23 protein-coding genes are annotated in these 25,259 nt (G+C 66.7%); 10 read left to right on the top strand and 13 right to left on the bottom strand.

The features are described from left to right. Position 1: 1 nt before the first annotated feature. The 4 genes from ACU4E7_RS19075 to groES form a co-directional block, all read right to left on the bottom strand. Entirely contained in the window at positions 2–499 is a 498-nt protein-coding gene (locus ACU4E7_RS19075) for a DUF983 domain-containing protein (RefSeq protein WP_447019825.1), read from the bottom strand. A 7-nt stretch (positions 500–506) separates the two neighbouring features. After that, positions 507–2,813 (bottom strand): ribonuclease R, encoded by a 2,307-nt coding sequence (gene rnr, locus ACU4E7_RS19070; protein WP_447021669.1) that lies wholly within the window; start codon positions 2,811–2,813, stop codon positions 507–509. Between the two features lie 494 nt (positions 2,814–3,307). Then, the gene (gene groL, locus ACU4E7_RS19065) at positions 3,308–4,939 is read right to left on the bottom strand and encodes a chaperonin GroEL (protein WP_447019824.1); all 1,632 of its coding nucleotides are present in this window, start codon (positions 4,937–4,939) and stop codon (positions 3,308–3,310) included. A 61-nt stretch (positions 4,940–5,000) separates the two neighbouring features. Then, positions 5,001–5,315, bottom strand: coding sequence for a co-chaperone GroES (groES, locus tag ACU4E7_RS19060; RefSeq protein ID WP_238123141.1), 315 nt, complete (start codon positions 5,313–5,315; stop codon positions 5,001–5,003). Positions 5,316–5,734: 419 nt separating this feature from the next. On the opposite strand from groES, the gene ACU4E7_RS19055 reads away from it, so the two are divergent. The 6 genes from ACU4E7_RS19055 to ACU4E7_RS19030 all read left to right on the top strand — a co-directional run bounded on the left by ACU4E7_RS19055 (position 5,735) and on the right by ACU4E7_RS19030 (position 11,435). Beyond that, on the top strand, positions 5,735–6,040 hold the full coding sequence (locus ACU4E7_RS19055; RefSeq protein ID WP_238122900.1) for an usg protein: 306 nt from the start codon (positions 5,735–5,737) through the stop codon (positions 6,038–6,040). A 289-nt stretch (positions 6,041–6,329) separates the two neighbouring features. Continuing rightward, the gene (locus ACU4E7_RS19050) at positions 6,330–6,932 is read left to right on the top strand and encodes an exopolysaccharide biosynthesis protein (RefSeq protein ID WP_238122899.1); all 603 of its coding nucleotides are present in this window, start codon (positions 6,330–6,332) and stop codon (positions 6,930–6,932) included. A 69-nt stretch (positions 6,933–7,001) separates the two neighbouring features. Next, positions 7,002–8,075, top strand: coding sequence for a tRNA preQ1(34) S-adenosylmethionine ribosyltransferase-isomerase QueA (gene queA, locus ACU4E7_RS19045; protein ID WP_447019823.1), 1,074 nt, complete (start codon positions 7,002–7,004; stop codon positions 8,073–8,075). Next, positions 8,072–9,223 (top strand): tRNA guanosine(34) transglycosylase Tgt, encoded by a 1,152-nt coding sequence (tgt, locus tag ACU4E7_RS19040; protein ID WP_447019822.1) that lies wholly within the window; start codon positions 8,072–8,074, stop codon positions 9,221–9,223. The genes queA and tgt overlap by 4 nt, the downstream gene beginning before the upstream one ends. A 126-nt stretch (positions 9,224–9,349) precedes the next feature. Further along, a complete protein-coding gene (locus ACU4E7_RS19035) occupies positions 9,350–10,522 on the top strand; it encodes an isovaleryl-CoA dehydrogenase (protein WP_238122896.1) in 1,173 nt (390 codons plus the stop codon). A 109-nt stretch (positions 10,523–10,631) separates the two neighbouring features. Next, positions 10,632–11,435 carry a YdcF family protein gene (locus ACU4E7_RS19030; protein ID WP_238122895.1) on the top strand — a complete coding sequence of 268 codons (804 nt, stop codon included), beginning with the start codon at positions 10,632–10,634 and terminating at the stop codon, positions 11,433–11,435. 3 nt (positions 11,436–11,438) lie between these two features. Here the strand turns inward: ACU4E7_RS19030 and ACU4E7_RS19025 are convergent, their stop codons facing one another. Together ACU4E7_RS19025 and ACU4E7_RS19020 are read right to left on the bottom strand one after the other, a co-directional pair. Next, positions 11,439–11,753 carry a DUF3253 domain-containing protein gene (locus ACU4E7_RS19025; protein WP_447019821.1) on the bottom strand — a complete coding sequence of 105 codons (315 nt, stop codon included), beginning with the start codon at positions 11,751–11,753 and terminating at the stop codon, positions 11,439–11,441. Positions 11,754–11,975: 222 nt separating this feature from the next. After that, positions 11,976–12,200, bottom strand: coding sequence for a hypothetical protein (locus ACU4E7_RS19020; protein WP_447019820.1), 225 nt, complete (start codon positions 12,198–12,200; stop codon positions 11,976–11,978). Between the two features lie 172 nt (positions 12,201–12,372). Between ACU4E7_RS19020 and ACU4E7_RS19015 the strand changes: the two genes are divergently transcribed. Then, positions 12,373–12,813 (top strand): DUF1489 family protein, encoded by a 441-nt coding sequence (locus tag ACU4E7_RS19015; RefSeq protein ID WP_447019819.1) that lies wholly within the window; start codon positions 12,373–12,375, stop codon positions 12,811–12,813. Between the two features lie 10 nt (positions 12,814–12,823). Here ACU4E7_RS19015 and ACU4E7_RS19010 read toward each other — a convergent pair whose 3' ends face one another. Both ACU4E7_RS19010 and thiD read right to left on the bottom strand, forming a co-directional pair. Then, complete coding sequence (locus tag ACU4E7_RS19010; RefSeq protein ID WP_447019818.1) at positions 12,824–13,438, bottom strand: helix-turn-helix domain-containing protein; 615 nt, start codon at positions 13,436–13,438, stop codon at positions 12,824–12,826. 111 nt (positions 13,439–13,549) lie between these two features. Next, complete coding sequence (thiD, locus tag ACU4E7_RS19005) at positions 13,550–14,365, bottom strand: bifunctional hydroxymethylpyrimidine kinase/phosphomethylpyrimidine kinase (protein WP_238122891.1); 816 nt, start codon at positions 14,363–14,365, stop codon at positions 13,550–13,552. A gap of 137 nt (positions 14,366–14,502) precedes the next feature. Between thiD and ACU4E7_RS19000 the strand changes: the two genes are divergently transcribed. Then, positions 14,503–14,739, top strand: coding sequence for an Lrp/AsnC ligand binding domain-containing protein (locus ACU4E7_RS19000; protein ID WP_238122890.1), 237 nt, complete (start codon positions 14,503–14,505; stop codon positions 14,737–14,739). 195 nt (positions 14,740–14,934) lie between these two features. Further along, on the top strand, positions 14,935–16,983 hold the full coding sequence (locus ACU4E7_RS18995; RefSeq protein ID WP_447019817.1) for an acyltransferase family protein: 2,049 nt from the start codon (positions 14,935–14,937) through the stop codon (positions 16,981–16,983). A gap of 82 nt (positions 16,984–17,065) precedes the next feature. On the opposite strand, the gene ACU4E7_RS18990 is transcribed toward ACU4E7_RS18995, so the two are convergent. From ACU4E7_RS18990 to ACU4E7_RS18970, 5 genes are all read right to left on the bottom strand, one after another. Then, the gene (locus tag ACU4E7_RS18990) at positions 17,066–17,377 is read right to left on the bottom strand and encodes an SCP2 sterol-binding domain-containing protein (RefSeq protein WP_238122888.1); all 312 of its coding nucleotides are present in this window, start codon (positions 17,375–17,377) and stop codon (positions 17,066–17,068) included. Positions 17,378–17,435: 58 nt separating this feature from the next. Continuing rightward, entirely contained in the window at positions 17,436–19,226 is a 1,791-nt protein-coding gene (locus ACU4E7_RS18985) for an acyl-CoA dehydrogenase C-terminal domain-containing protein (RefSeq protein ID WP_447019816.1), read from the bottom strand. A gap of 131 nt (positions 19,227–19,357) precedes the next feature. Continuing rightward, the gene (locus ACU4E7_RS18980) at positions 19,358–21,688 is read right to left on the bottom strand and encodes an FAD-dependent oxidoreductase (protein ID WP_447019815.1); all 2,331 of its coding nucleotides are present in this window, start codon (positions 21,686–21,688) and stop codon (positions 19,358–19,360) included. Positions 21,689–21,699: 11 nt separating this feature from the next. Then, the gene (locus ACU4E7_RS18975) at positions 21,700–22,845 is read right to left on the bottom strand and encodes a thiolase family protein (protein WP_447019814.1); all 1,146 of its coding nucleotides are present in this window, start codon (positions 22,843–22,845) and stop codon (positions 21,700–21,702) included. Positions 22,846–22,946: 101 nt separating this feature from the next. Continuing rightward, entirely contained in the window at positions 22,947–23,384 is a 438-nt protein-coding gene (locus ACU4E7_RS18970; protein ID WP_447019813.1) for a MerR family transcriptional regulator, read from the bottom strand. Positions 23,385–23,829: 445 nt separating this feature from the next. On the opposite strand from ACU4E7_RS18970, the gene ACU4E7_RS18965 reads away from it, so the two are divergent. Beyond that, complete coding sequence (locus ACU4E7_RS18965; RefSeq protein WP_447019812.1) at positions 23,830–25,143, top strand: OmpP1/FadL family transporter; 1,314 nt, start codon at positions 23,830–23,832, stop codon at positions 25,141–25,143. Positions 25,144–25,259: the final 116 nt, after the last annotated feature.

Raw genomic sequence — 25,259 nt, 5'->3', positions numbered from 1 at the left:
GTCAGGGCATCGCAGTACGGGAAACGGAAGCGGGTGAAGGTGCGCCGGGAGGCGGCGCCTCGCGCTCGGGGCTGGCGGGATCGAAGCCATGCATGCGCAGCGCCCATTGCAGATTCACCAGCATCGCCTTCACCGGCGGCAGCAGAACCAGGCTCAGCACCAGGGTCAAAGGCAGCCATAGGGCAAGGTGCCCCCAGACCGGCGGACGGAACACCTCTTCCACCAGCACCAGCAGTGGCACAACGATGTGGCCCACCACCAGGATGACCATATACGGCGGCGCGTCATCGGCCCGCTGGTGGTAGAGCGCCTCGCCGCAGTGGCCGCAGAAGGGCGTCACCTTCAGGTAGCGCTCGAACAGTGCGCCGGTGCCGCAGGCGGGGCAGCGGCAATGGCCGCCGCGCATGAGCGCCTCGGCCACCGAGCGCGGGCGGCGGTCCACCGCCGGAGAGGCGGGTGTCGCGGGTGGCAGCGCCCGCTCGGTTTCCGTCATGGTCATGGACGGGTCATCCTTTTCCTTTCCGGCTGCCGCCGGTGCACCTCCCACCCGTTGCGCCCCGCGGCCCGCTCCGCGAGGGAGCGCGACCGGGGGCGGTTTTCGTTCCCGAGGAACGCCGCTGCGGCCCGGGCCGGCCACGCGGACCTTTTACATAGGAGCCTTCGGAGAGAAGCTCAAACCGAAGTGCGCCGGCCACCGGCGCCGCCTCCACCAGCCGCACCTCCACCCGGTCGCCGATGCGGTGCATCTCGCCGGTGCGCTCGCCCACCAGTGCCTGCCGCACCTCATCGAAGCGGTAATAGTCCGCCCCCAGGGTGGCGGCGGGAATGAAGCCGTCGGCACCGGTGTCGTCGAGGGCCACGAACAGGCCGGCCTTGGTGGCGCCGGTGACGCGGCCGTGGAATTCGGCGCCGATCTGATCGGCCAGATGGTGGGCGATGAGGCGATCCACCGTCTCCCGCTCCGCCGCCATGGCGCGGCGCTCGGTGACGGAAATGGCGGCGGCGATCTCGCCCAGGCTCTCCGGTGTCGCCTCCTCCGGCAGGCCATCCGCGCCGGCATTCAAGGCACGGATTAGCCCGCGATGCACCACCAGATCGGCATAGCGGCGGATGGGCGAGGTGAAGTGCGCATAGCGGCGCAGGTTCAGGCCGAAATGCCCGTAATTCTCCGAGGCATATTCCGCCTGGCTCTGGCTGCGCAGGATCACCTGATTGACCAGCGGCGCCACGTCCGTGCCCACCACCTGCGCCAGAATGCGGTTGAGGTGGGAGGGACGCACCGCGTCGATCTTCGGCAAAGCGATGTCGAGGGTCTTCAGGAAGTCCCGGAGCGCCGAGAGCTTTTCCAGCGAGGGGCCGTCATGCACCCGGTAGATGAGCGGGGTGCGCTTGTCTTCCAGGGTCTCGGCGGCGGCCACATTGGCGAGGATCATGAATTCCTCGATCAGCTTGTGGGCGTCGAGGCGCTGCGGCACCACCACTTTGTCGACGGTGCCGTCGGGCTTCAGCAGGATCTTGCGCTCGGGCAGGTCCAGCTCCAAAGGCTGGCGATTGTCGCGCGCCCGCTTCACTGCCGCATAGGCCTCATAAAGCGGCTTCAACACGGGATCGAGCAACGGGCCGGTCAGCTCGTCGGGCGTGCCATCCATGGCCGCCTGGGCCTGGGCATAGGCGAGCTTGCCGGCCGAGCGCATCATGATGCGGTGGAACGTGTGGTGCCGCTTGCGCCCGTCCTTGCCGATGACGAGGCGCACCGCCAGGGCTGGCCGGTCCACATCCGGCCGCAGCGAGCACAGATCGTTGGAGATGCGCTCGGGCAGCATGGGCACCACCCGATCGGGGAAATAGACCGAATTGCCGCGGATCAGCGCCTCGCGGTCCAGCGGCGTGCCTGGCCGCACGTAAGCGGCAACATCGGCGATGGCGACGGTGACGACGAAGCCGCCCTCATTGTCCGGGTCTTCGTCCGTGGCCGCGTGCACGGCGTCGTCATGGTCCTTGGCGTCGGGCGGGTCGATGGTGACGAGGGGCAAAGCGCGCCAGTCCTCGCGGCCGCGCACGGTCACGGTCTTGGCCGCCTCGGCCTCCTGGATCACCGCTTCCGGGAACACATTGGGAATGTTGTGGGCGTGCAAGGCGATGAGGCTCACCGCCTTCTCGCTGCGGAGCGAGCCCAGCCGGTCCTTCACCCGCGCCGTGGGCAGGCCGAACACCCGCTGGCGCATCAGCTCCACGGAAACGAGATCGCCATCTTCCGCCTCGTGCTCGGCGCCTGGGGGCACCTGCAACTCGCGGCCATGGGCTTTCTTGTCGATGGGCACGATGCGCCCGCCACCATGGGGCAGGGGGTGGAAGATGCCCAGCGTCTGCTTGCGGGCCTTCTCCAGCACCTTGATGACGCGGCCGGTGAACGGCACGCCCGGTTCGCCGGTGCCGTCGACGATGCGCAGCAGCACCCGGTCCGTGAGCCCGGGCGCCGGGCCGCGGGCGCGGCTGACGCGACGGGGGGTCTGCACCAGGATGCGGGGCGCCTCGCCCTGCTCCTCGCCGTCCCATTCCACCGGCACGGCGATCAGCTCGCCATCGCCGTCCCGGCTCACGATGTCCGCCACCAGCACGCCGGGCAGGGCGCCGGGCACGTGCAGCCTGCGGCGGCGGCGATCCACGGTGCCGTCGTCGGACAGATCCCGCAGCAGCGCCTTCAGTTCCACCTTCTGCGCCGCCGAGAGGCCGAACGCGCGGGCGATCTCCCGCTTGCCCACGGTGCCGCTCTGGCTGGCGATGAAGGCGAGCACCTCCTTCTTGGACGGCATCTCGCCCGTGGCCCGGGGCGCCACGATGAGTGCTTCGGCGTGGGCATGCCCGGCCGCAGCGGCCTTGCGGCTGGCGCGCGACTTGGTGCGCGGCGGCGCTTTGCGGGAGGAACTGGCGGATTTTGAAGGAGGCTTGGCCAAGGTGATCGGGTTCCGTGCGGTTGCCCGACGCTACCCGGAACCGGGTCGCAGGGCCAGCATGGTTTCAGGTTGTGGTGTCGCGCGCCGGTGGTTCACCGGATGATCTACCCGCACAGCGCGTGGGTGGTTGGGCGTCGTAAAATAGAAACGGCCGGGCGCAAGGCCCGGCCGCTCACGTCGTCTTCTCTACCCTGGCCGCCCGAGCAAACCTACCGGTTTGCCTTTTGCGAAAAAGTTGCCGGGCGGCGCCAGGGCGTGGTCTGTCCTCAGAAGTCCATGCCGCCGCCCGAGCAAACCCTTCGGTTTGCCTTTTGCGAAAAAGTTGCCGGGCGGCGCCAGGGCGTGGTCTGTCCTCAGAAGTCCATGCCGCCGCCCGGCATGGCCGGGGCCGCGGGGGCGTTCTTCTTCGGTGCCTCGGCCACCAGGGCTTCGGTGGTGATGAGCAGGCCGGCCACCGAGGCGGCGTCCTGCAGGGCGGTGCGCACCACCTTGGTGGGGTCGATGATGCCGGCCTTCACCATGTCCACGAACTGCCCGGTCTGCGCGTTGTAGCCGAAGGCGTAGTCGTCGGTCTCCAGCACCTTGCCGACCACCAGCGAGCCGTCGTCGCCGGCGTTCTGGGCGATCTGGCGGGCAGGCGCCTGGATCGCCTTGCGGACGATCTCAATGCCGGTCTTCTGGTCGGCATGGTCGACCTTCAGGCCGTCCAGCACCTTCACCGAGCGCAGCAGGGCCACGCCGCCGCCGGGCAGCACGCCTTCTTCCACCGCGGCGCGGGTGGCATGCAGGGCGTCGTCCACGCGGTCCTTCTTCTCCTTGACTTCCACCTCGGTGGCGCCACCGACGCGCACCACGGCCACGCCGCCGGCGAGCTTGGCGAGACGCTCCTGGGCCTTCTCGCGGTCATAGTCGGAGGTGGTGGTCTCGATCTGGGCGCGGATCTGGGCCACGCGGGCCTCGATGTCGGCCTTCTCACCGGCGCCGTCGACGATGGTGGTGTTCTCCTTCTCGATCACCACCTTCTTGGCGCGGCCGAGCATGGAAAGGTTCACGCTGTCGAGCTTGATGCCCACATCCTCGGAAATCACGGTGCCGCCGGTGAGGATGGCGATATCCTCCAGCATGGCCTTGCGGCGATCGCCGAAGCCCGGGGCCTTCACCGCCGCGACCTTGAGGCCGCCGCGCAGCTTGTTGACCACCAGGGTGGCCAGCGCCTCGCCTTCCACGTCCTCGGCGATGATCAGCAGCGGCTTGCCCGACTGCACCACGGCCTCGAGCACCGGCAGCAGCTCCTGCAGGCCGGTCAGCTTCTTCTCGTTGATGAGGATGTAAGGATCCTCGAACTCAACGCGCATCTTCTCGGCGTTGGTGACGAAATAGGGGGAGAGATAACCGCGGTCGAACTGCATGCCCTCGACCACGTCGAGCTCGGTCTCGAAGGACTTGGCTTCCTCGACGGTGATGACGCCTTCGTTGCCGACCTTCTTCATGGCTTCCGCCAGGAACTTGCCGACTTCCTCGTCGCCGTTGGCGGAGATGGTGCCGACCTGGGCGATCTCCTCGTTGGAGGTCACGGCCTTGGACTTGGCCGCCAGGTCCTTGATGATGGCATCCACGGCGACATCGATGCCGCGCTTCAGATCCATCGGGTTCATGCCAGCGGCCACCGCCTTGGCGCCTTCCTTGACGATGGCCTGGGCCAGCACGGTGGCGGTGGTGGTGCCGTCGCCGGCCAGGTCATTGGTCTTCGAGGCGACTTCACGCACCAGCTGGGCGCCGAGGTTCTCGAAGCGGTCCTCCAGCTCGATCTCCTTGGCGACGGAGACGCCGTCCTTGGTGATGCGGGGGGCGCCGAACGCTTTCTCGATGACCACGTTGCGGCCCTTGGGGCCGAGGGTCACCTTGACGGCGTTGGCGAGGATATCGACGCCGCGCAGGACCTTGTCACGCGCATCGACGGAGAATTTCACGTCCTTGGCAGCCATGTGCCGTGCTCCTTCAGCTTGGGACGAATGTTCCAGGTTTCGGTGAGGTGAGGCGCCGCGCTCAGGCCGCCTGCTTGGCGCCGGCCGCGCCTTCGATCACGCCGAGGATGTCGCTCTCTTTCATGATGAGCAGATCCTGGCCGTCGATCTTCACTTCGGTGCCCGACCACTTGCCGAACAGCACCACGTCGCCGGCCTTGACGTCGAGGGCGACCAGTTCGCCCTTCTCGTTGCGGGCGCCGGGGCCCACGGCAACGACTTCACCCTGCTGGGGCTTTTCCTTGGCCGTGTCGGGAATGATGATCCCGCCGGCGGACTTCTGCTCGGCTTCGATGCGCTTGACCACAACGCGGTCGTGCAGAGGGCGGAAACCCATGGGGGAAACCTCCAGTTGGTTGCTGATTTCACAGTCACGGAAGCCGGATCCGTCCGGCTCTGCGGGCATCTAGGGCCCCGCCAGCGCAGCCGCAAGGGGGACGATGCACTTTTTTGGCACTCTTTATAAGTGAGTGCTAATTCCGACAAAAATGCTGCGCTGCAAATGGGTTAACGAGGCTGACCTGTTGCCGGACATCGGGCGGTGGGTTCAGGGCTGTGGTGACGCTGGCTTGTCAGCAGTCCCGGCTTATCGCTGCTAGCACCTTGTTTTTGCAGAAGGAAACCATTCTTTGACCTTGGCTCGCGCAAGCTTGTGAGCCGACACTGGATCGGCAGGCTTCCCAAGGTTCGCTGCCCCGCGCACCGGACCGGCCCGAAGCCCGCATTCAGGCGACGTTGCGAACGGAGGTCTTGCCGATGGCATCCCAGGTTGCATCCCGTTTGGAGCAAGGTGGCGTGAGCGAGGATTTCAGGCTGCAGCTGGAGGGCTATGGCCTCGCCACTGCTGAAATCCTCTACCGCATGCCCGATCATCCGGTCCTGCTGCAGACCTTCCTTTGGCAGGACTACGATCTGTGCCCCAAATTTCCTGAGCTGAACCGCTTCCTGGAATTCTGGCAGCGGGAGATTGAAGGGCCACTGCATTCCGTGCGCGTGGTCCATTGCGGCCTGATCAAGCCAGCGGAACTGCGTGCGGTCGACGGGCTGTTCGTGCTGCATTAGGGCGAGCCGGGGCCCGCCGGCCTGTTGCGGATGCCGGGCGATGGGACCTCGCTTCCTGCGCTATTCGTCTTAGAATGAGCGTGCGGCGAGAAGCGTGCGCGCCCGGCGGGGGTTGGGCGCGCACGCTGACCCGTGATCTTCCTATATCCATGCGGCTGCCAAGGGTGTGGCGGAGGGGTGTGGCGGCGGGTCGCCCACAATGCCCTCACACCGCCGCTTTCTCGGTGCTAAGTAGGGCGCGACCCAGCGGAACACGTCGCCCCTTCCCGGCGCCGTCAAAGAGGCAGCATTGGATCACCGAGCCCCCAGAACATCGGAACTGCTCGCCGCGGTCTTGTCCGCGCAGGAGGGGGAGAAGGTCGCGATCGGCGACCTGGTGAATGCGCTGCGCAACCGCGCCTTCGGCATCCTGTTCCTCATCTTCGGCATTCCCAACTGCATCCCCATGCCGCCGGGCATTCCGGTCATCTGCGGCATCATCCTCGGCCTCATCGGCCTGCAGATGGCCATGGGCCGGCAGGAGCTGTGGCTGCCGGAGAAGATCGCCAAGCGCACCTTCTCCCGCTCGATGCTGGAGACCATCGTCAACCGCTCGCGGCCTTATATCGAGCGGTTCGAGTCCTTCTCCCGGCCGCGTTACGAAGCGTTCGCCGGTCCGACCGCGCGCCGCGTGGTGGGAGCGACGGTGGTGCTGCTGGGCTTCATTCTGCTGCTGCCCATTCCCTTCCTCGGCAATCTGCCCCCGGGCTTCGCGGTGTGCGTGTTCGGGCTGGGGCTGGTGGAACGCGACGGGCTGGTGATCCTGGCCGGCTTCGGTGCCACCGTGCTCGGCCTCGTCATCACCGGCCTCATGAGCTGGGCCATCTGGCAGGGCGCCATCGCCATCTTCTGATCCCTTTCCCGCCGGGCAGTTCCGCGCGGATCGCGCGGGCCCCGGCCTTGCCGTGTCTGTCCCTGAACCATGCGTGTTGATGCCTTCGATTTCGATCTGCCGCCTGAACGGATTGCTCTGAGGCCGGCGGAACCGCGGGAAGCCGCGCGCCTGCTGGTGGTGCGCCCCGGGGGCGCGCCCGAGCTGAGCGACGCGCGGGTGGGCGATCTGCCGTCCTTCCTCAATGCCGGTGATGTGCTGGTGGTGAACGACACCCGGGTCATCCCCGCGGCGCTCGCCGGCACCCGCAGTCGTCCCGACGGCAGCACGGTTCAGATCGAGGCGACGTTGGTCAAGCGGCGGGATGCCGCCAGCTGGACCGCCTTCGCCAAGCCCGCCAAGCGTCTGCGCCCGGGGGACGTGATCCATTTCATCGGCCGTGACGGCTCCACCCTGGATGCCACGGTGCTCGACAAGCGGGAGGGCGAGGTGGACCTCGGCTTTGCTGTGTCCGGCACGGCGCTGGATGTGGCGGTGGCCGGGGTGGGGCACATGCCCATTCCCCCCTATATCGCTGCCCGCCGGGCGGAGGACGAGCACGACCGCAGCGATTACCAGACCCTGTTCGCGCGGGTGGATGGCTCGGTGGCGGCACCCACCGCCAGCCTGCATTTCACCCCGGCGCTGATGGCGGCGGTGAAGGCCCGCGGGGTGGAGGTGGTGACGGTGACCCTGCATGTGGGGCCGGGCACCTTCCTGCCGGTGAAGGCCGAGGACACAAGGGACCACCGCATGCATGCGGAATGGGGCGAGGTTTCTCCGGAAACGGCCGCCACGCTCAACGCGGCACGGGCGCGCGGCGGGCGCATCGTGACGGTGGGGTCCACGCCCACGCGGCTGGTGGAAAGCGCGGCCGACGAGAATGGGGTGGTGCGTCCGTTCATCGGCGAAACCGACATCTTCATCACTCCCGGCTATCGGCTGCGGGCGGTGGACGCCATGGTGACCAACTTTCACCTGCCGCGCTCCACCCTGGTGATGCTGGTGGCGGCGGTGGTGGGGCACGAGGTGCAGAAGCGGGCTTATGCCCATGCCATCGAGACGGGATACCGCTTCTATTCCTATGGCGATGCCTGCCTGCTTCTGCCAAAAGCGGCCCCATGACCTATACGCCCACCGATAGCTTCTCCTTCTCGCTCACCGCCACTGATGGCGCGGCCCGCACCGGCTTCGTGCTGACGCCGCGCGGGGCCATCCACACTCCTGCCTTCATGCCGGTGGGCACGGTGGCGACGGTGAAGGGGCTCTATTTCAACCAGGTGCGCGCGACCGGGGCGGAGGTGGTGCTGGCCAACACCTATCACCTGATGCTGCGGCCCGGCGCGGAACGGGTGGCGAAGCTCGGCGGCCTGCACCGCTTCATGGGCTGGGGCGGGCCGATCCTCACCGATTCCGGCGGCTTCCAGGTCATGTCTTTGTCCGGTCTTCGGAAGATGAGCGAGGAGGGGGTGAGCTTCCGCTCCCACGTGGATGGCGCCACCTATCACATGAGCCCCGAGCGCTCGGTGGAGATCCAGGGGCTGCTGGGGGCCGACATTCAGATGCAACTCGACGAATGCGTGCGCCTGCCGTGTTCGGACGAGGAGGCGGCGCGGGCCATGCGGCTCTCGCTGCGCTGGGCGGAACGCTCGAAGCGCGCGTTCGAGGCGCAGCCCAAGGGCCGCGCTTTGTTTGGCATCGTGCAGGGCGGGGCGGTGCCGCAGCTGCGGGTGGAATCCGCCTGCGAGCTCGCGGCGATGGACTTCCCCGGCTATTCCATCGGTGGCCTTGCCGTGGGCGAGCCGCAGGATGTGATGCTGGCCATGATCGAGACGGTGGAGCCGCACCTGCCCATCACCAAGCCCCGCTATCTCATGGGGGTGGGCACGCCGGACGACCTTCTGGAAGCGGTGAAGCGCGGCATCGACATGTTCGATTGCGTGATGCCCACCCGCTCCGGCCGCCACGCATTGGCATTCACGCGCTTCGGCCGCATCAACCTCAAGAACGCCCGCCACGCCGAGGACCCGCGCCCCCTGGACGAGGAGAGCGACTGCCCGGCGCTGCGGGATTACTCCCGCGCCTATCTCCACCATCTGGTGCGCAGCGAGGAAATGCTCGGCTCCATGCTGCTGTCGTGGGCCAACACCCATTATTACCAGCACCTCATGGCCGGCGCCCGCGCCGCCATCGCCGACGGCCGCTATGACGATTATGTGGCCGGGGTGAAGGAGGGCTGGGCCAGGGGCGATCTGCCGGCCTGGGAGGGATAAGCTCCGCAGGTTGTGCCGGTGTGCTCCAACGTTTCTCCCATTGAATAAACGGACAACCGTTTTATTCTAGTCGCGCTTCCCACCGCCAAACGCGGAAGAACAAGGGGGAGGCGAGGGAGGAAACCGATGCTGCCGAACAGTCCCGCCGGATTCGATTTCGATCTCGGCGAAACCGCCGACATGCTGCGCGACACCGTGCGGGCCTTCTCCGATGCGGAGATCGCCCCCCGCGCCGCCGAGATCGACCGTACCAACCAGTTCCCGCGGGACCTGTGGCCCAAGCTCGGCGCACTCGGCCTGCATGGAATCACGGTGGAGGAGGAATATGGCGGCTCGGGCCTCGGCTATCTGGAGCACGTGATCGCGGTGGAGGAGATCTCCCGCGCCTCCGCGTCCGTGGGCCTGTCCTATGGCGCCCATTCCAACCTCTGCATCAACCAGATCCGCCGCAACGGCTCGGCCGAGCAGAAGCGCACCTATCTGCCTAAGCTCATCTCCGGCGAGCACGTGGGCGCGCTCGCCATGTCGGAGCCCGGCGCCGGCTCGGACGTGGTGTCCATGCGCACCCGGGCCGAGAAGAAGGGCGACCGCTACATTCTCAACGGCTCGAAGATGTGGATCACCAACGGTCCCATCGCCGAGACCCTGGTGGTCTATGCCAAGACCGACCCGGCTGCGGGCACCCGCGGCATGACGGCGTTCATCGTCGAAAAGGGCTTCAAGGGCTTCTCCACCGCCCAGAAGCTGGACAAGCTCGGCATGCGCGGTTCCGACACCGGCGAGCTGGTGTTCGAGGATTGCGAAGTGCCGGAAGAGAACGTGCTCGGCGCCGTGGGCAAGGGCGTCAACGTGCTCATGAGCGGCCTCGACTATGAACGCGCGGTGCTCGCCGCCGGCCCCATTGGCATCATGCAGGCCTGCATGGATGTGGTGATGCCCTATGTCCACGAGCGCAAGCAGTTCGGTGCGCCTATCGGCACCTTCCAGCTGATGCAGGGCAAGATCGCCGACATGTATGTGACCATGAACGCCACCCGCGCCTACGTCTATGCGGTGGCCAAGGCCTGCGACCGCGGCGCCACCACCCGCGAGGACGCGGCCGGCGCCATTCTCTATGCCGCCGAAAAGGCCACCTGGATGGCGCTGGAAGCCATCCAGACCCTGGGCGGCAACGGCTATATCAATGATTATCCCACCGGCCGGCTGCTGCGCGACGCCAAGCTCTACGAGATCGGCGCCGGCACCAGCGAGATCCGCCGCATGCTCATCGGCCGCCAGCTGTACGAGAAGACGGCCTGAGGGGCCGGGCGCCATGCCGCCAGCGTCCGGTCTTCTAAAGGGCCGGACGCTCCGTTAGCCTCCGTGTCGCGCGTTCGGGGATCGGCCTCGGGGCGGCGGGGGCGCGGGCATGGATTCGTTTTTCACCTTGTCGAAGACCCTGTGGTTCCTTGCAGCGCCTTCCAATGCGCTGGTGCTGGCGGTGGTGCTGTCGCTGCTGCTGATTCTCGTCGGCCTCAGACGGGTGGGGCGCGGGCTGCTGCTTCTGGCGACGCTGGGCCTGCTGGTGTTCGGCTTCTCGCCCGTGGCCAACTTCATCATGTCGCCCCTGGAGGAACGCTTTCCCCAGTTTCATGATGACGGCCAGCCGATTACCGGGGTGCTGCTGCTGGGCGGCGCCGAGCTGCCGGACATTGGATTGGCGCGCGGCCAGCCCGCCTTTTCCGAGGCCGGCGAGCGGGTGATCGCGTTCGCCGATCTGGCCCGCCGCTATCCGCAGGCGCGTCTGGTGTTCGTTGGCGGCAGCGGCGCCCTGTTCCCCGATGGCAGGGGCAAGGAAGCCGCCATGATGCGGCAGAGCCTCAACGTGCTGGGCATCGCGCCGGAGCGGGTCGAGTTCGAGGAGCTCTCCCGCAACACCGCCGAGAACGCGGCCTTTGCCGCTGAGCTGGTGAAGCCGAAGCCGGGTGAGCGCTGGTTGCTGGTGACCAGCGCCTTTCACATGCCACGCGCCATGGGCTGCTTTCGCGCGGTGGGCTTTCCGGTGGTGGCTTATCCGGTGGACTACCGCACTGTCGGGCCCGACGCTCTGGACGATACCTTTTCCCGCGCCGCCAGCGGGCTCGATTTCACCGACGTGGGGGTGAAGGAATGGGTGGGCCTCGTCGCCTATTACCTCAGCGGCAAGACCCGGACCCTTTTCCCAGGGCCGTGAGCCTCACTCGTTGTGTGGCACACCCAGCCGATAGACGCCGCGCAGCTCGGACGGGTCGATGACCTTGCCCTTTCGATAGATCAGCAGCTCGCCACGGGCCACCAGAGCCAGCGCGCTGCGGCGCACCTGGGGCAGGGCGCGCTGCCACTGCTCGCCCGGCAGCACCGCCAAGGCCACATCCATGGGCGCGATGGTTCTGCCCGGGCCGCAGGCCCCCGCCAGCGCCAGGATGGCGCGCTCGACGGCTTCAGGATCCAGGCCGGGGACGGCCGAAGGGTGGGAATCAGCGCTCGTGGCGCCGGAGTGATGGCTGGTCATGGCCCCTTAGTAGGGGAAAACGGAAAATTTGATAATGCGCCGCAGCACATCGGTCTGTGGATGCGATCCTGCCGAAAAACATTTCGTAACAGAATGTTACGCCCGCCGACTCGGGCTCTCGGCGAATGTGGCTGCATTAAGGGTGGAATGTGACGCTTCATGACACCCCTTGTTTTGGGGTTGAGAAAATCCTAAGGGCAGAGGTGTCGCGGTGCCTCGCCCCTACGCCTGGGCCGCGCCTTTGAGGAAGAAGAGCCCCTGAATCGCATCATGCACATCACTGAAGCTCGCTCTTGCTGGGGTGTTGCGCGCACCGCGCTCACCGTTTTCGTCGTAGGTGTCGTGGTGGTCTATCTCTTCGGCGGTTTCCAGACCGCCGCGCTGCTGGCGAACTGACCACCCTGCCGGGCCGCGGCGAGCCTGCCGCGCTCGGTTCTGAAACGTCACGCAGCCGGGCCTCCTTCGGCCCGGCGCGATTGCACAGAGATCTCGCGCAGAGCGGTTGCTCAGAGATCTTGCGCACAGGCACCGCGGCGAAGCAGGCCCCGCCTTTCGTTCGCCGCGGTGGCGCCCTAAGAGGGGCCATGACGTTTGGCCTTCTCCCTTGCGGCCCTCTCCAATGACTCTCCATCTTCTCAAGCTTTGTGTCGGCGCCACGTCGATTGATGATCTGCGGGCCTGGATCGGCGAGCAGCAGGCCATGGCCGTGCGCGCCGGGCGGGCGTTCGAGCAGCAGCACGTCACCCGCATGGTGCCCAATCGCAAGGATGAGCTGCTGGACGGCGGCTCGCTCTATTGGGTCATTCGCGGTGAGCTGGCGGCCCGCCAGCGCCTGCTCGATATTCGCCCGTTCACCGATGGCGAAGGCATCCGCCGCTGCGCGCTGGTGCTTGATCCAGACGTGGTGGCGGTGCGCCCGCGTCCCTCGCGGCCGTTCCAGGGCTGGCGCTATCTGAAAGCCGCCGAGGCGCCCCAGGATCTGGGCGCCGGCCGGGAAGAAGTGGCACCGGACATGCCGGAGGAGATGCGCCGCGAGCTGGAGCAGCTGGGCCTGCTTTAGCGCTAGTCCTTCAGTCCAGCACCGCCGCCTTGAGCAGGCAGACCATGAAAGCATGGGCCGGGCCCGGCCCGCGATTGCGGATGATGTGGCGCCGATCGCAGCGGTAGCGCACGGTTTCGCCTTCCTTCACTGTCTCGATCACGCCGGCGACCTCGACCTCCAGGCTGCCCGCCACCACCGTGAGGCATTCCACCGAGCCGCGCTGGTGGCCATCGGAATCGAGCTCGCCGCCGGGTTCGGCCTGGAAGTCATAATATTGCAGCCACTCGACAGTCTTGATCCAGCCGATGATGGACAGGCGGCACAGCCCGTCCTCGGACACCAGCATGGGGGTGTCGGCGCGGGTGAGCTTTTCCACGAACGGCGCATCATCGCTGGAGGCGAGCACCCGCTCCACGGACATGTCGAGGGCCTGCGACAGGCGCCACACGGTGGCGAGCGTCGGGTTGGTCTCGTTGCGCTCGATCTGGCTGATGATGGACTTGGCCACGCCGGACTGCTCGGCGAGATCCGAAAGCGACAGATTATAGGCCTTGCGCAGCCGCTGGATGGTCTTGCCCAGCTGGCCGGTGATCGCCTGCGCTCCGGTTTCGAGCGTGCCGCTCCCCCGCTCTCTCACTGCCATGCGCGCGATCCTTTCCTCCGAACAAACGTTCGCAATCCCGGACGATAGCGTCTAATCCGCTGGCGGCAAGGGCTGCGCGCGTCATTGCACCGGAAGCACAGAGAAATCGCGTCACTGTCTCCAGAGGGCGAAGAAATGGTGCACGGGGCCGTGCCCGGAGCCGACTTCGAGGGTGTCGGCGGCGGCGATGGCGCCGGTGATATAGGACTTGGCGCGGGCGATGGCGGTCGGCAGGTCGGTGCCGCCGGCGAGACCGGCGGCGATGGCGGATGAGAGGGTGCAGCCGGTGCCGTGGGTGTTGCGGGTGGCGTGACGCGGCGCCGCAAAGCGCGTGGTGTCTTCGGGCGTCACCAGCAGATCCACACTTTCGCTGCCGCTGCCATGGCCCCCCTTCATCAGCACCGCCTTGGCACCGAGCGCGATCAGGCGGCGGCCCTGGTCCTCCATCTGGGCTTCGTCGGCGGCGGGGTCGGTGCCGAGCAGGGTGGCGGCCTCCGGCAGGTTGGGCGTGATGACGTCGGCCAGCGGCAGCAGTTCCTCTCGCAGGGTGGAGAGGGCGTCGTCGCTGAGCAGGCGTGCGCCGGACGCCGCCACCATCACCGGATCCAGCACCACCGCCGGTGGCGCGTGGCGCACGAGCCCCGCCGCGACGGCCCGGATGGCGCCGGGACGGGAGAGCATGCCGATCTTCACCGCCGCCACCTTCAGGTCGGCGAACACCGCGTCCATCTGGGCGGTGATGAAGGCGTCGGGCACATCGTGAATGGCGGTGACACCCTGGGTGTTCTGCGCCGTCAGGGCGGCGATAACGCTGGCGCCATAGACGCCGAGCGCCGAAAAGGTCTTGAGATCCGCCTGGATGCCGGCGCCGCCGCTGGAATCAGACCCGGCAATGGTGAGGGCGATGGGCGGCGGGCGAGAGGGCAAGGCCGGTTCCTTATGGCTGGCTCGAAACGGAACACGTCTTAGCGCATCCCTGCCAGGGGGTGAACGGCACGGTCACCGTGCTTGCGCCGCGGCCGGCTTTTGTCCACCTTGGCGGCGCAGTTCCTGCGGAGTGAGCCGTGATCCCGTTTTTCGTTCAGATCAAATGTCAGCTCGGTCGGTCGTACGAGGTGGCGGACGCCATCGCCGATGCGGAGATCGCCTCGGAGGTCTATTCCACCGCCGGTGATTTCGACCTGCTGGTGAAGTTCTATGTGGAGCCGGGCGTCGACATCGGCCAGTTCGTGAATCAGAAGGTGCAGACCATTCCCGGCATCCAGGACACCCGTACGATCATCACCTTCAAGGCCTTTTGAAGCCGCGGCCGCTGCTTGCCGGGGCGGTTCGCGCCTTGAAATGTCCGCGTCGCGGCTGTGTTGCCTGGATGTGACGTCTGCACCCGCATTACAGCCCCTAGGCGGGACGTGATTTGCGGAGGAGCCCGTCCCGCGTTATGTGCCCATCAGCGAGAACTCGCGCCGTGGGCGGCGCGCGAGAGCAGAGGGCACGGTATGAGTTTGGCCTATAGGGCCGATATTGATGGCTTGCGGGCCATCGCTGTCGGTAGCGTGGTTCTTTTCCATGGCCATATTCCAGGCTTCACCGGCGGCTTTGTCGGGGTGGACGTTTTCTTCGTCATCTCCGGCTTTCTGATCACCTCCATCCTCTACCGGGACGTGTCCGCCCATCGCTTCTCGCTGGTGGACTTCTACGACCACCGGGTGCGGCGCATCTTCCCCGCGCTCTTCACCATGCTCGCCGTGGTGACGCTGCTGGCGGCGGTGGTGCTGACCCCGCGGCAGATGCTGGCCTATGCGCAATCGCTGGTGCCATCGGCCCTGTTCTTCGCCAACATCCATTTCGAGAGCGTGCTGGACTATTTCGGTCCGCGCGCCGACGAGGTGCCGCTGCTGCACCTGTGGTCGCTGGCGGTGGAGGAGCAGTATTACATTCTGTTCCCGGTCACCCTGTTCGTGCTGCTGCGCTACGGCAAGCGCACCGTGGCCGCCGGGGTGATCGCGGCGCTCACCATCGCCTCGCTGGTCTATGCCCAGTGGGCAGTGCGCGAGGCGCCCTCGGAAGCCTTCTTCTTCCTCACCAGCCGTGCCTGGGAACTGTTCGTGGGCAGCCTTCTGGCGCTGGTCGCCTGGCCGCGCGTGTCGGCTCGGGTGGCGGGCTGGATCGGCCTTGCCGGTGTGGTCGCCATCATGGCACCGGTGTTCCTCTACAGCCGTGACACGCCATTTCCGGGCCTTGCCGCGCTGCCGCCGGTGCTGGGGGCGGCCGCCCTCATCTATGCCGGCAAGCAGGCGCCGGAAGGGGCCGTCACGCGGGTGCTCAGCCATCCGTGGTTCGTTTATGTGGGGCGTATCTCCTATTCGCTTTATCTGTGGCACTGGCCGCTGCTGGTGCTGGGCGCCGATTTCAAGGGCAGCCACCTGACCTATTGGCAGGCGGGTGGCGTGATCCTGCTGTCGGGGGTGATCTCCGGCCTCTCTCTCAAATATATCGAGACGCCGCTGCGCCGCGCCACCATCTTGCGCGGCGTGCGCTGGGCGCGGATTGGCGCCGGCGCCCTCGCCATTCTGGCCACCTTCGGCGCGGTGAAGGTCATCGACTATGCCGGCGGCGGTCTGCGCGCCATCTCGCCGCGCGCGGCGGCAGCCGAAGAGGCCATCGCCACGGCCCGTGCCAATGGCCGCAACCTCTGCAACGCCTCTCCCAAGAGCTGGTCGCCGGACAAGATGAGCCGCATTTCCGATTGCGCCATCGGTCCCGACGCGGCCAAGGGCCGGTATGACGTGGTGGTGTGGGGCGATTCCCATGCCGGCGCCGCCTTCCGGGGGCTCGGCCAGGCCATTTCGGAAATGGGCTACACCGCGCGCCTGCAGACCATGCCGGGCTGCCCGCCGCTGATCGGCGGCCGGCCTCTGCGCAAGCTGCATCCCGGCCATCTGTGCACCGATTTCAACAATGCGGTCATGGACGAGATCCGCAAGATCCACCCCAAGGTGGTGGTGCTGGTGGGCCGCTGGTCCTTGTGGACGGTGAATTCCGGCGAGTCGTTCTGGCTGGTCAGCGATGATCTGCCCGATGGCGAGGTGCGCTCGCGCCAGAACAGCACCCGGGTGTTCAACCACACGGTGGATCGCACCGTGGAGGAACTCACCAAGATGGGCATCAAGGTGCTGCTGGTGGGCCAGACCCCGGAATTCGCCCAGTCTCCCAACCAATGCGTGATCAAGCGGGAAGAAAAGGGCGAGGAGTCCCAGTCGTGCACGGTGGTCGGCCGGGCGCGGGCCATGCTGTCGGTGGGGCCGGCCAACGCGACGCTGACGCAAGCGGCCGCCAACCATCCCGGCGCCTCGGTATTCCTGCTCTCCGACGTGTTTTGCAACGACGAGAAGTGCATCGCCGCCGATGGCGACGACTTCTATTACGTGGACGACAACCACCTCTCGCCCCTGGGCGCGCGGCATGCGGTGAAGAGCGAGGCCATGCAGAAGCTGCTGCGCCAGCTGCTCGGCACCGGCGATAAGGCCAGCGCCAGCCTGCATTGAGCCGCCGCACCGGCGACCAAATGAAAAGGCCGCGGCATCTGCCGCGGCCTTTTCATTTTCGGGCGGAGTGGGGTCCGCGATCTCAATCGCCGTTGAGAAGGCTCGCCAGCTTGAGGGCGACGCCCTGCGAGCCTTCCACCTTCAAGCGTCCGGTGGAGAAGGCCAGCATGGGGCCGATGCGGCCGCGCACCAGCTTCTCCAGGGTATCGCTGGAGAGCTTCAGCACCGCATCCGCCTCGCCAGCGCCTTGGCTGAGGTCGGCAGCGCCGGAGGTGGCGTCCAGCAGGATGCTTTCACCCGCGTCGGTCAGGTCGAAGCGTACCTTGTAGCCCAGGGTCGAGAGGCTCTCGGCCCGCTCCTGCATGGCCTCGATGAGGGTGGGGATGTCCGCCATGTTCGGTCTCTTTTCGTGGACAGGGCCGGCCCGGGCCGCGTGACCCGGGCAGCGGGGATCAGAACTGGGCTTCTTCGAGGGCCATCATGGCCGCCTTGCCGGCCTTGATGGAGCCCCACAGGGCCGCCACCTCGGGCAGGAGCTTCTCCATATAGAAGCGGGCGGTGGTGATCTTGGCATCGTAGAAGGCCGCCTCACCGTTGGCGGTGGGCTTCTTCTGCCAGGCCACATCGGCCATGCGCACCCACATGTAGCCAAGGGCCACGAGGCCGAACAGGCGCAGATATTCGGTGGCGGCGGCGCCGGCCTCTTCCGGGTCCTTGAGGCCCTTTTCTGCGATATGGGCGGTGGCGAGCTGCAGGGCGCCAAATGCCTTGCTCAGCGGGCCGATGAGCGGGGCGAGGTTCTCGTCGTCCAGCTTGGCGTCCATATACGCCAGTACCGGATGGAAGAAGGAGCGCAGGTAGCGCCCCATGTGCGCCGGCAGCTTGCGGCCCACCAGGTCCAGCGCCTGCACCCCATTGGTGCCCTCATAGATCATGGCGATGCGGGCATCGCGCACATATTGCTCCATGCCGTGGTCGCGGATGTAGCCGTGGCCGCCATAGACCTGCATGGCCCGGGAGCTGTTTTCGAAGCCGAGATCGGTGAACAGCGCCTTGACGATGGGGGTCATGAGGGCGGTGAAGTCCTCCGCCTGCCGGCGTTCTTCCGGGTCGGCGCTGTGCTCCATCACGTCCAGCTCCCGGGCCACCCAGCCGCCCAGCGCCCGGCAGCCTTCGTTATAGGCGCGGATGGTCATCAGGGTGCGTCGCACATCCGGGTGCACGATGATGGGATCGGCGGGCTTGTCCGGGTGCTTGGGGCGGGAGAGGGCGCGGCCCTGCAGCCGTTCCTTGGCATAGGCGACGGCACCCTGATAGGCGGCCTCGCCGAGGCCGAGGCCCTGGGTGCCCACCGACAGGCGCTCCGAGTTCATCATGGCGAACATGGCGCGCATGCCCTTGTGGGGCTCGCCCACCAGCCAGCCGGTGGCGTCATCGAACGACATCTGGCAGGTGGATGAGCCGTGGATGCCCATCTTGTGCTCGATGCCGGTGCACAGCACCCCGTTGCGGGCGCCGACGCTGCCGTCGTCCTTGGGCAGGAACTTGGGCACCAGGAACAGGGAGATGCCCTTGATGCCCTTGGGCGCATCCGGCAGCCGCGCCAGCACCAGGTGGATGATGTTCTCGGTCAGGTCCTGCTCGCCGGCGGAAATGAAGATCTTATTGCCGGTGATCTTGTAGCTGCCATCCGCCTGCGGCACGGCGCGGGTGCGCACGAGGCCAAGATCGGTGCCGCACTGGGGCTCGGTGAGGCACATGGAGCCGGACCAGGTGCCCGCCACCATCTTGGGCAGGAAGCGGTCCTTCAGCTCCTCGGAGGCATAGGCCTTCAGCGCCTGATAGGCGCCGTGGGTGAGGCCGGGGCAGATGCCGAAGGCGAGATTGCCCGAGCACAGCATCTCTTCCACCAGCTTGTTCACCGAAGCCGGCAGCCCCTGGCCGCCGTATTTCGGATCACAGGCGATGCCGTTCCAGCCGCCCTCGATGAAGGTGGCATAGGCGGCCTTGAAGCCGGCGGGGGTCCGCACCACGCCGTTTTCGTAGGCGCACCCTTCCTGGTCGGCGCTCTGGTTGAGGGGGGCGAGCACCTCGGTGACGAGCTTGCCGGCTTCGTCCAGTACCGCATCGATGAGATCGGGCGTCACCTCTTCGAACCCGTCCAGGGCGGAAAGGGCGTCGCTGCCGTGCAATTCGTGCAGCACGAAGCGCATGTCGCGGAGCGGTGGCGTGTAGACCTGCATGGCGTTGGCTCCCGAATATCTTGGTCTCTGCGCGCGTCTGCCTGACCCGTGGCCGGCCGCGCGGTGGCTCATCTCTTGGGCCCTCTCCCACGCGGGGAGAGGGCGTGTTCTCGGGCCTTGCCGGCGCTGCGTCAGTTGCGCAGCGGGCGCCCGGTTTCGAGCACGTGCTCGATGCGGTCGAGGGTGGCGTTGGTGCGAATGAGCTTCATGAAGCCCTCCCGCTCCAGCTCCAGCAGGCGCGCCTGCGACACCGGCTCGATGTGGTCCGCATCACCCCCGGTGAGCACCTCGGCCAAAGCGGCGGAGACCATCTTGTCATGCCGGGTGGCCATGCCGCGCCTGGCGAAGCCCTCCACCGCCATTTCCATGGCCACCTTGCCGGACGGGCCGGGCAGGGTGAGGTCGATGGGCTTGGGCGGCGCGTAGGTCTCCGCCATGGCGAGGGCCCGGGCCTTGGCGTCCGCCAGCAGGCGGTCGCGGTTCATGGTGATGCCGTCGCTCTCCCGCAGGAACTTCAGCTCCTTCGCCTCGGCGGCGGATTTCGCCACCGTGGCGGTGGAGACCGTCTCGAACACCTTGGACGGCGCCGGCATGGGGCCCTTGGGGAACATCTTGTCGGTCTGCCAGCGCTCCAGCATGGCGGTGCAGCCACCCCAGGCCGGCAGCACGCCCACGCCGCATTCGACAAGGCCGATGTAGCTTTCCGCATGGGCCTGCACGGCGCTCGCATGCAGCAGGATCTCGCAGCCGCCGCCCAGCGCCAGGCCCGAGGGGGCCGCCACCACCGGGAAGGGGGCGTATTTCATATCCTGGTAGGCTTTCTGGCCGGTGGCCACCAGCTTCTCCACCTCGCCGAAGGCGCCGATGTTGCAGGCGAAGAGCGCGAGGCCGAGATTCGCGCCCACCGAGAAGTTCGAGCCCTCGTTATAGATGACGAGCGCCTTGTACTTCTCCTTCACCAGCTTCAGCGCCTTGGAGAGCAGGGTGATGATGCCCTCATCCAGAGAGTTGCTCTTGGAGGTGAACTCCAGGCAGACCACGCCGTCGCCGATGTCCCACAGAGCGGCGGAGCCGTTCTTGAGCAGCGGCTGGGTCTTCAGCTTGATGTCGGCCAGCAGCAGCACCCCGTCGGCGCGGACGATGTCATGATAGGCGCCGTCGCTGCCGAGATATTGCCGCGTGCCCGCCTCCACCCGGTAGAACGGCTGCTGCGCCGCCAGCGCGAGCAGGGGCGGAACTTCCACGCCATCGGCTTGCAGCATGGCAATGAGGCGAGCGGCGCCGATCTTGTCGATCAGCTCGAACGGGCCCAGCTTCCAATTATAGCCGAGGCGCATGGCATCATCGATGGCAACGATGTCGTCCGCCGCCTCCGGCACCAGCCGCGCCGCATAGGCGAGGGTGCGGGCCATGACCGCGCGGGCATAGCGACCGCCGGAGCCGGGCGCCGCCATGAGCGCGGCAAGGTCTCTGCCGCCGCCATCCTCCAGCTCGACGACGCTCGCCTTGCCCTGGGGCCGGTAGTCGCCGGTGGAAAGGTCGATGGCCTCCTTCAGCTTCTGGCCGTTCTCGCGGTTGAGCCGATAGAAGCCGCCCTTGCCCTTGCGGCCGGTGTAGCCGGTGGCGATCATCTTCTCGATCAAGGGCTCGTCCCGCAGGGTGGCGTGGAACGGGTCGGTGGCCGGCAGCGCGCGCTTCAGGGAGCCCTGGACGTGGGGCATCAGGTCGAGCCCCACCAGATCGATGAGGCCGAACACCCCGGTCTTGGGAAAGCCGAACGGGCGGCCCATGACGGCATCGGCATCCTCGATCCGCAGGCCGAGGGCAAAAGCCTCGCCCACCGCCAGCTGCAGCCAGTAAGTGCCGAGCCGGTTGGCGATGAAGCCGGGGGTGTCCTTGCAGGTCACCACCGTCTTGCCGAGCTTCACATCGGCGAAGCGGGCGACGGCGGCGACCGTGTCCGGGTTGGTCTCAGTCCCCGCCACGATCTCCAGCAGCCGCATGTAGCGCGGCGGGTTGAAGAAGTGGGTGATGAGGAAGTCGCGGCGGAAGCTCTCCGGCAGCCCGGCGGTCAGATCGCCCAGCGGGATGGTGGAGGTGTTGGACGACACCGCGGAGCCGGGCCGGCGGGCCGCCTCGATCTTGGCATACAGCGCCTGCTTGATGTCCAGCCGCTCGATGACCGCCTCGACGATCCAGTCGCAGCTGGCGAGATCGGCGAGATTGTCCTCGATATTGCCGGCGGTGACGAGGCGCGCGGCCTTCTTGGACATGAAGGCGGCGGGATCCGCCTTCAGCAGCTTTTCGATGGCCTTTTCGGCGATGGCGTTGCGGTTGCTGGCGCCCTCCGGGACGATGTCCAGGAGCAGCACCTCGATGCCCGCATTGGCCACGTGGGCGGCAATGCCCGCACCCATAACGCCGGCGCCGATGACGGCGACCTTCTTGATCTCGAAGCCCATACGCGCCTCCCTCAGACGCGCTCGAGGATGGTGGCGATGCCCTGGCCGCCGCCGATGCATTGGGTGGCGAGGGCATATTTGCCGCCTTCGCGCTTCAGCAGTGCCGCCGCCTTGCCGACGATGCGGGCGCCGGTGGCGCCGAGCGGATGGCCGAGGGCGATGGCCCCGCCATCCAGGTTCAGGGTCTCGTCAGCGATGCCGAGATCCTTCTGGCAGGCCAGCGCCTGGGAGGCGAACGCCTCGTTGAGCTCCACCACGTTGATGTCGGAGATGGAAAGGCCGGCGCGGGTGAGCGCCTTGCGGGTGGCGGCCACCGGGCCGATGCCCATGATCTCCGGCGCGCAGCCGGCCACCGCCACGCTCTTCAGCCGCGCCAGGGGCTCAAGACCGTTCTTTTCCGCATAGGCCTCCGAGCACACCAAAACCGCGGAGGCGCCATCGGTGAGGGGGGAGGAGGTGCCGGCGGTCACCGTGCCGTTCTCGTCGAAGGCCGGCTTCAGGCTGGCGAGGGCCTCCAGCGTGGCGTCGCGGCGAATGCAGCCGTCGGTGTCTACCGTCTTATTCACCTTGCCGTTCACATGCACCGGTACGATCTCGGCCTTGAACCGGCCTTCCGCCTCGGCCTTGGTGGCTTTCTGCTGGCTCTTGAGCGCGAAGGCGTCCTGGTCGGCGCGGGTAATCTGCCACTTGGCGGCGACGTTCTCGGCGGTCTCGCCCATGCCCATGTAGGCGGCGGGCATCTGGGCGTAGAGGGCGGCGTTCGGCATGGGGTTGAAGCCCGTCATGGGCACCCGGCTCATGCTTTCGATGCCGGCGCAGATGAAGGCGTCACCCGCTCCGAGCTGGATTTGCCCGGCGGCCATGTGGACCGATTGCATGGAGGAGCCGCAGAAGCGGTTCACCGTGGTGCCAGCCACCGACTGGGGCAGGCCGGCGATCATGCCGATGAGGCGGGCAATGTTGAAGCCCTGCTCGGCCTCGGGAAAGGCACAGCCGACGATGAGGTCCTCGATGTCCTCCACCTTCACCTTGGTGCGCGCCACCAGCTCGGCCACCACTTGGGCGGCGAGATCATCGGGACGCAGGCGCGCAAGGTCGCCTTTCTTGGCCAAAGTAAAGGGCGAGCGGGCGTAACCCGCGATCACGACATTCTGCATGGGGCGTTCCTGCCTGCGTTCTTGTCTGATTGACGTTCTTGTCTGCTTGGATTTGAATCTCGCCCACGTTGACGACGCCGTGGGCGGCGCCTGGTTCCGCTTCAGCCGGCGGCCTTCTTGTCGGTGCTGGTGGTGTCGAGGCCGGCGAGGGTCTGCTCCTCGATTTCCTTCAGCTCCGCGATGGTCTCTTCCAGGGCGATGCGCTGGTCTTCCAGGCTGTCCAGGCGGGTCTGCACCTTCTTGAGCAGCATCCGCATCTGCTCGGACTGGGTCGGGTCCATGTCGTAGAGATCAAGGTATTCCTTGATTTCCCGCAGGGAAAAGCCGAGCCGCTTGCCGCGCAGGATGAGCACCATCCGTGCCCGGTCCCGCTTGGTGTAGACCCGCATGGTGCCCGCCCGCCGCGGGGTGATGAGACCCTTGTCCTCATAAAAGCGGATGGTGCGCGGCGTCACCGCGAGATCGCGGGCAAGCTCCGTCACGGTGAAGAAGGTGTCGGTCAGGCCGCCACCGCTGCTGCTCTTGCCTTTGGATGCCACATCTTCACCTATACGTCATCTGATGGCACCGACGATACATGCTTTGCCTCATGGCGCAAGACCCCGCATTTCATTTTCTTGTGCGCGTGGGCCGCGGAAGACCTGCTGTTTTGTGCGCTGCAAAAGACTCCATGTCTCGCCGGACAGCGCATTTGCGATGTGCTGTAATCATCATGTCATCATATATTTCAGTGATACTGACCAATGCCCTGCCGCATCGCTACAGATGCGTGGAGTTCAGGGTATAATTGGGCTCGCCTCTCGGCTGTATCGTGGTATCGGTACAACACTCCCGGGCTTTCGCTCCGTCAGCCCCTCGGGGTAGCATTTCCAGTGTTGACGCAGGCATTCGTTTAGGCATGCTGGGTGACGTATAGGGCATCTTAAAAACCTATAGTGCACCGCAGCGTGCCATGCCCGAGGAAACGCCAAGCGAGGGGGCCCCATGTCCAGGACCAACGTCATTGCCCGGCGCGCCGGAAGTCTTGTTCTGCCATTGGTTGTCTGCACTGCTGCGGCGCAGGCCCATGCGGGCGGCTTCGGCCTGCGGGAGCAAAGCTCCTACTTCCAGGGGACGTCCTTTGCCGGGACCGCCGCGGGGGGCGAGGGCCTGGCCGGCATGTTCTGGAACCCGGCGGCCATCAATTTCACGCCCGGTCTCAGCCTCGAATCAAATTTCACCTACATCATGCCCCATGCGTCCATCGATGTGTTCCAGGCGAGCGCGCCGCTGACCGGTGCCAACCTCGGCAACAACGGCGTCGGCGACATCATCGACGACGCGCTGCTGCCCACGGTGTTCGCTTCCTACGCCTGGGACAAAATCGCCATCGGCTTCGGGTTGACGGTGCCGTTCGGCCTCGTCTCGGACGCTCCCTGCAATTGGTCGGGCCGTTACTATGGCTGCTATAGCCGGATCTTCGACATCAACTTCCAGGCCTCCATGGCCTACAAGGTGAATGACTGGCTCACCCTCGGCGGCGGGTTCAGCATCAACTACATGGATGCCCGGCTCTCCAACGCCACATTCACCGGCATCGTGCCGCCGACCAATAATCTTTACGCCCAGGTCAATGGTGACGACCTCGGCTTCGGCATCAATCTCGGCGTGCTCCTGACCCCCTGGAAGGGGACCACCATTGGCATCGGCTACAAGTCGGCCATGGACCAGAACCTGGAAGGCACGCTGGATCTGTTCTTCCAGCAGGCGCAGCTGGCCCGCTATGCGGCGTCGGCAGGCATCACCCTTCCCGCGCAGGTGACCGCCTCGGTGCGCTCGCAGGTCAGTCCGGAGTGGACCCTGCTCGGCACCGTGGAATGGACCAACTGGTCCTCTGTCGATGAACTGGTGGTGCGCACCCCCACCGCCGTGGCCAGCGTGCTCGATCTCGCCTGGAAGGACGGCTGGTTCTTCGCCGGTGGCGCCGAATACAAGTGGGATCCCAAGCTCACCCTGCGGGCCGGCCTTGCCTATGAGCTGACCCCGGTGCCGGATGAGACGCGTTCGCCGCGGCTGCCCGACACCAACCGGCTGTGGCTGTCCGGCGGCTTCACCTACGCCGTGACCGAGCAACTTTCCATGGACTTCGCCTACAGCCACATCTGGGGGGAATCGAGCCCCATCGAGCAACTGCCCACCCAGCCGGGCAACGCGCTGCGCGGCGTGCTGATCGGCGAGGTCAACAGCGGCTACGTGGATCTCGTGTCGGTGGGCCTGCGTTATAAGTTCGGCGAGCTGGCCCCGGCCGCCATCCGCTGACGGTTCGTGGGGGCGGGCGGCTCGGGCCTTGGCCTTAAGACGCCCCGCGCCCGCGCCGCTGCCGTGACCACCGCCGAAAAACCGCGCACAGACGCGGAGACCGCAGGACAACAGAT

It is taken from the genome of Xanthobacter sp. ZOL 2024 (assembly GCF_052932325.1).
This window is presented reverse-complemented; position numbering and strand designations above follow the sequence as displayed.

What these genes read in the sequence shown, in the direction of transcription:
- ACU4E7_RS19075 (WP_447019825.1), bottom strand. Translation starts at nt 499, where the DNA reads ATGACCATGACGGAAACCGAGCGGGCGCTGCCACCCGCGACACCCGCC.
- rnr (WP_447021669.1), bottom strand. Translation starts at nt 2,813, where the DNA reads ATGCCGTCCAAGAAGGAGGTGCTCGCCTTCATCGCCAGCCAGAGCGGC.
- groL (WP_447019824.1), bottom strand. Translation starts at nt 4,939, where the DNA reads ATGGCTGCCAAGGACGTGAAATTCTCCGTCGATGCGCGTGACAAGGTC.
- groES (WP_238123141.1), bottom strand. Translation starts at nt 5,315, where the DNA reads ATGGGTTTCCGCCCTCTGCACGACCGCGTTGTGGTCAAGCGCATCGAA.
- ACU4E7_RS19055 (WP_238122900.1), top strand. Translation starts at nt 5,735, where the DNA reads ATGGCATCCCAGGTTGCATCCCGTTTGGAGCAAGGTGGCGTGAGCGAG.
- queA (WP_447019823.1), top strand. Translation starts at nt 7,002, where the DNA reads ATGCGTGTTGATGCCTTCGATTTCGATCTGCCGCCTGAACGGATTGCT.
- tgt (WP_447019822.1), top strand. Translation starts at nt 8,072, where the DNA reads ATGACCTATACGCCCACCGATAGCTTCTCCTTCTCGCTCACCGCCACT.
- ACU4E7_RS19035 (WP_238122896.1), top strand. Translation starts at nt 9,350, where the DNA reads ATGCTGCCGAACAGTCCCGCCGGATTCGATTTCGATCTCGGCGAAACC.
- ACU4E7_RS19030 (WP_238122895.1), top strand. Translation starts at nt 10,632, where the DNA reads ATGGATTCGTTTTTCACCTTGTCGAAGACCCTGTGGTTCCTTGCAGCG.
- ACU4E7_RS19025 (WP_447019821.1), bottom strand. Translation starts at nt 11,753, where the DNA reads ATGACCAGCCATCACTCCGGCGCCACGAGCGCTGATTCCCACCCTTCG.
- ACU4E7_RS19015 (WP_447019819.1), top strand. Translation starts at nt 12,373, where the DNA reads ATGACTCTCCATCTTCTCAAGCTTTGTGTCGGCGCCACGTCGATTGAT.
- ACU4E7_RS19010 (WP_447019818.1), bottom strand. Translation starts at nt 13,438, where the DNA reads ATGGCAGTGAGAGAGCGGGGGAGCGGCACGCTCGAAACCGGAGCGCAG.
- ACU4E7_RS18995 (WP_447019817.1), top strand. Translation starts at nt 14,935, where the DNA reads ATGAGTTTGGCCTATAGGGCCGATATTGATGGCTTGCGGGCCATCGCT.
- ACU4E7_RS18990 (WP_238122888.1), bottom strand. Translation starts at nt 17,377, where the DNA reads ATGGCGGACATCCCCACCCTCATCGAGGCCATGCAGGAGCGGGCCGAG.
- ACU4E7_RS18985 (WP_447019816.1), bottom strand. Translation starts at nt 19,226, where the DNA reads ATGCAGGTCTACACGCCACCGCTCCGCGACATGCGCTTCGTGCTGCAC.
- ACU4E7_RS18980 (WP_447019815.1), bottom strand. Translation starts at nt 21,688, where the DNA reads ATGGGCTTCGAGATCAAGAAGGTCGCCGTCATCGGCGCCGGCGTTATG.
- ACU4E7_RS18975 (WP_447019814.1), bottom strand. Translation starts at nt 22,845, where the DNA reads ATGCAGAATGTCGTGATCGCGGGTTACGCCCGCTCGCCCTTTACTTTG.
- ACU4E7_RS18965 (WP_447019812.1), top strand. Translation starts at nt 23,830, where the DNA reads ATGTCCAGGACCAACGTCATTGCCCGGCGCGCCGGAAGTCTTGTTCTG.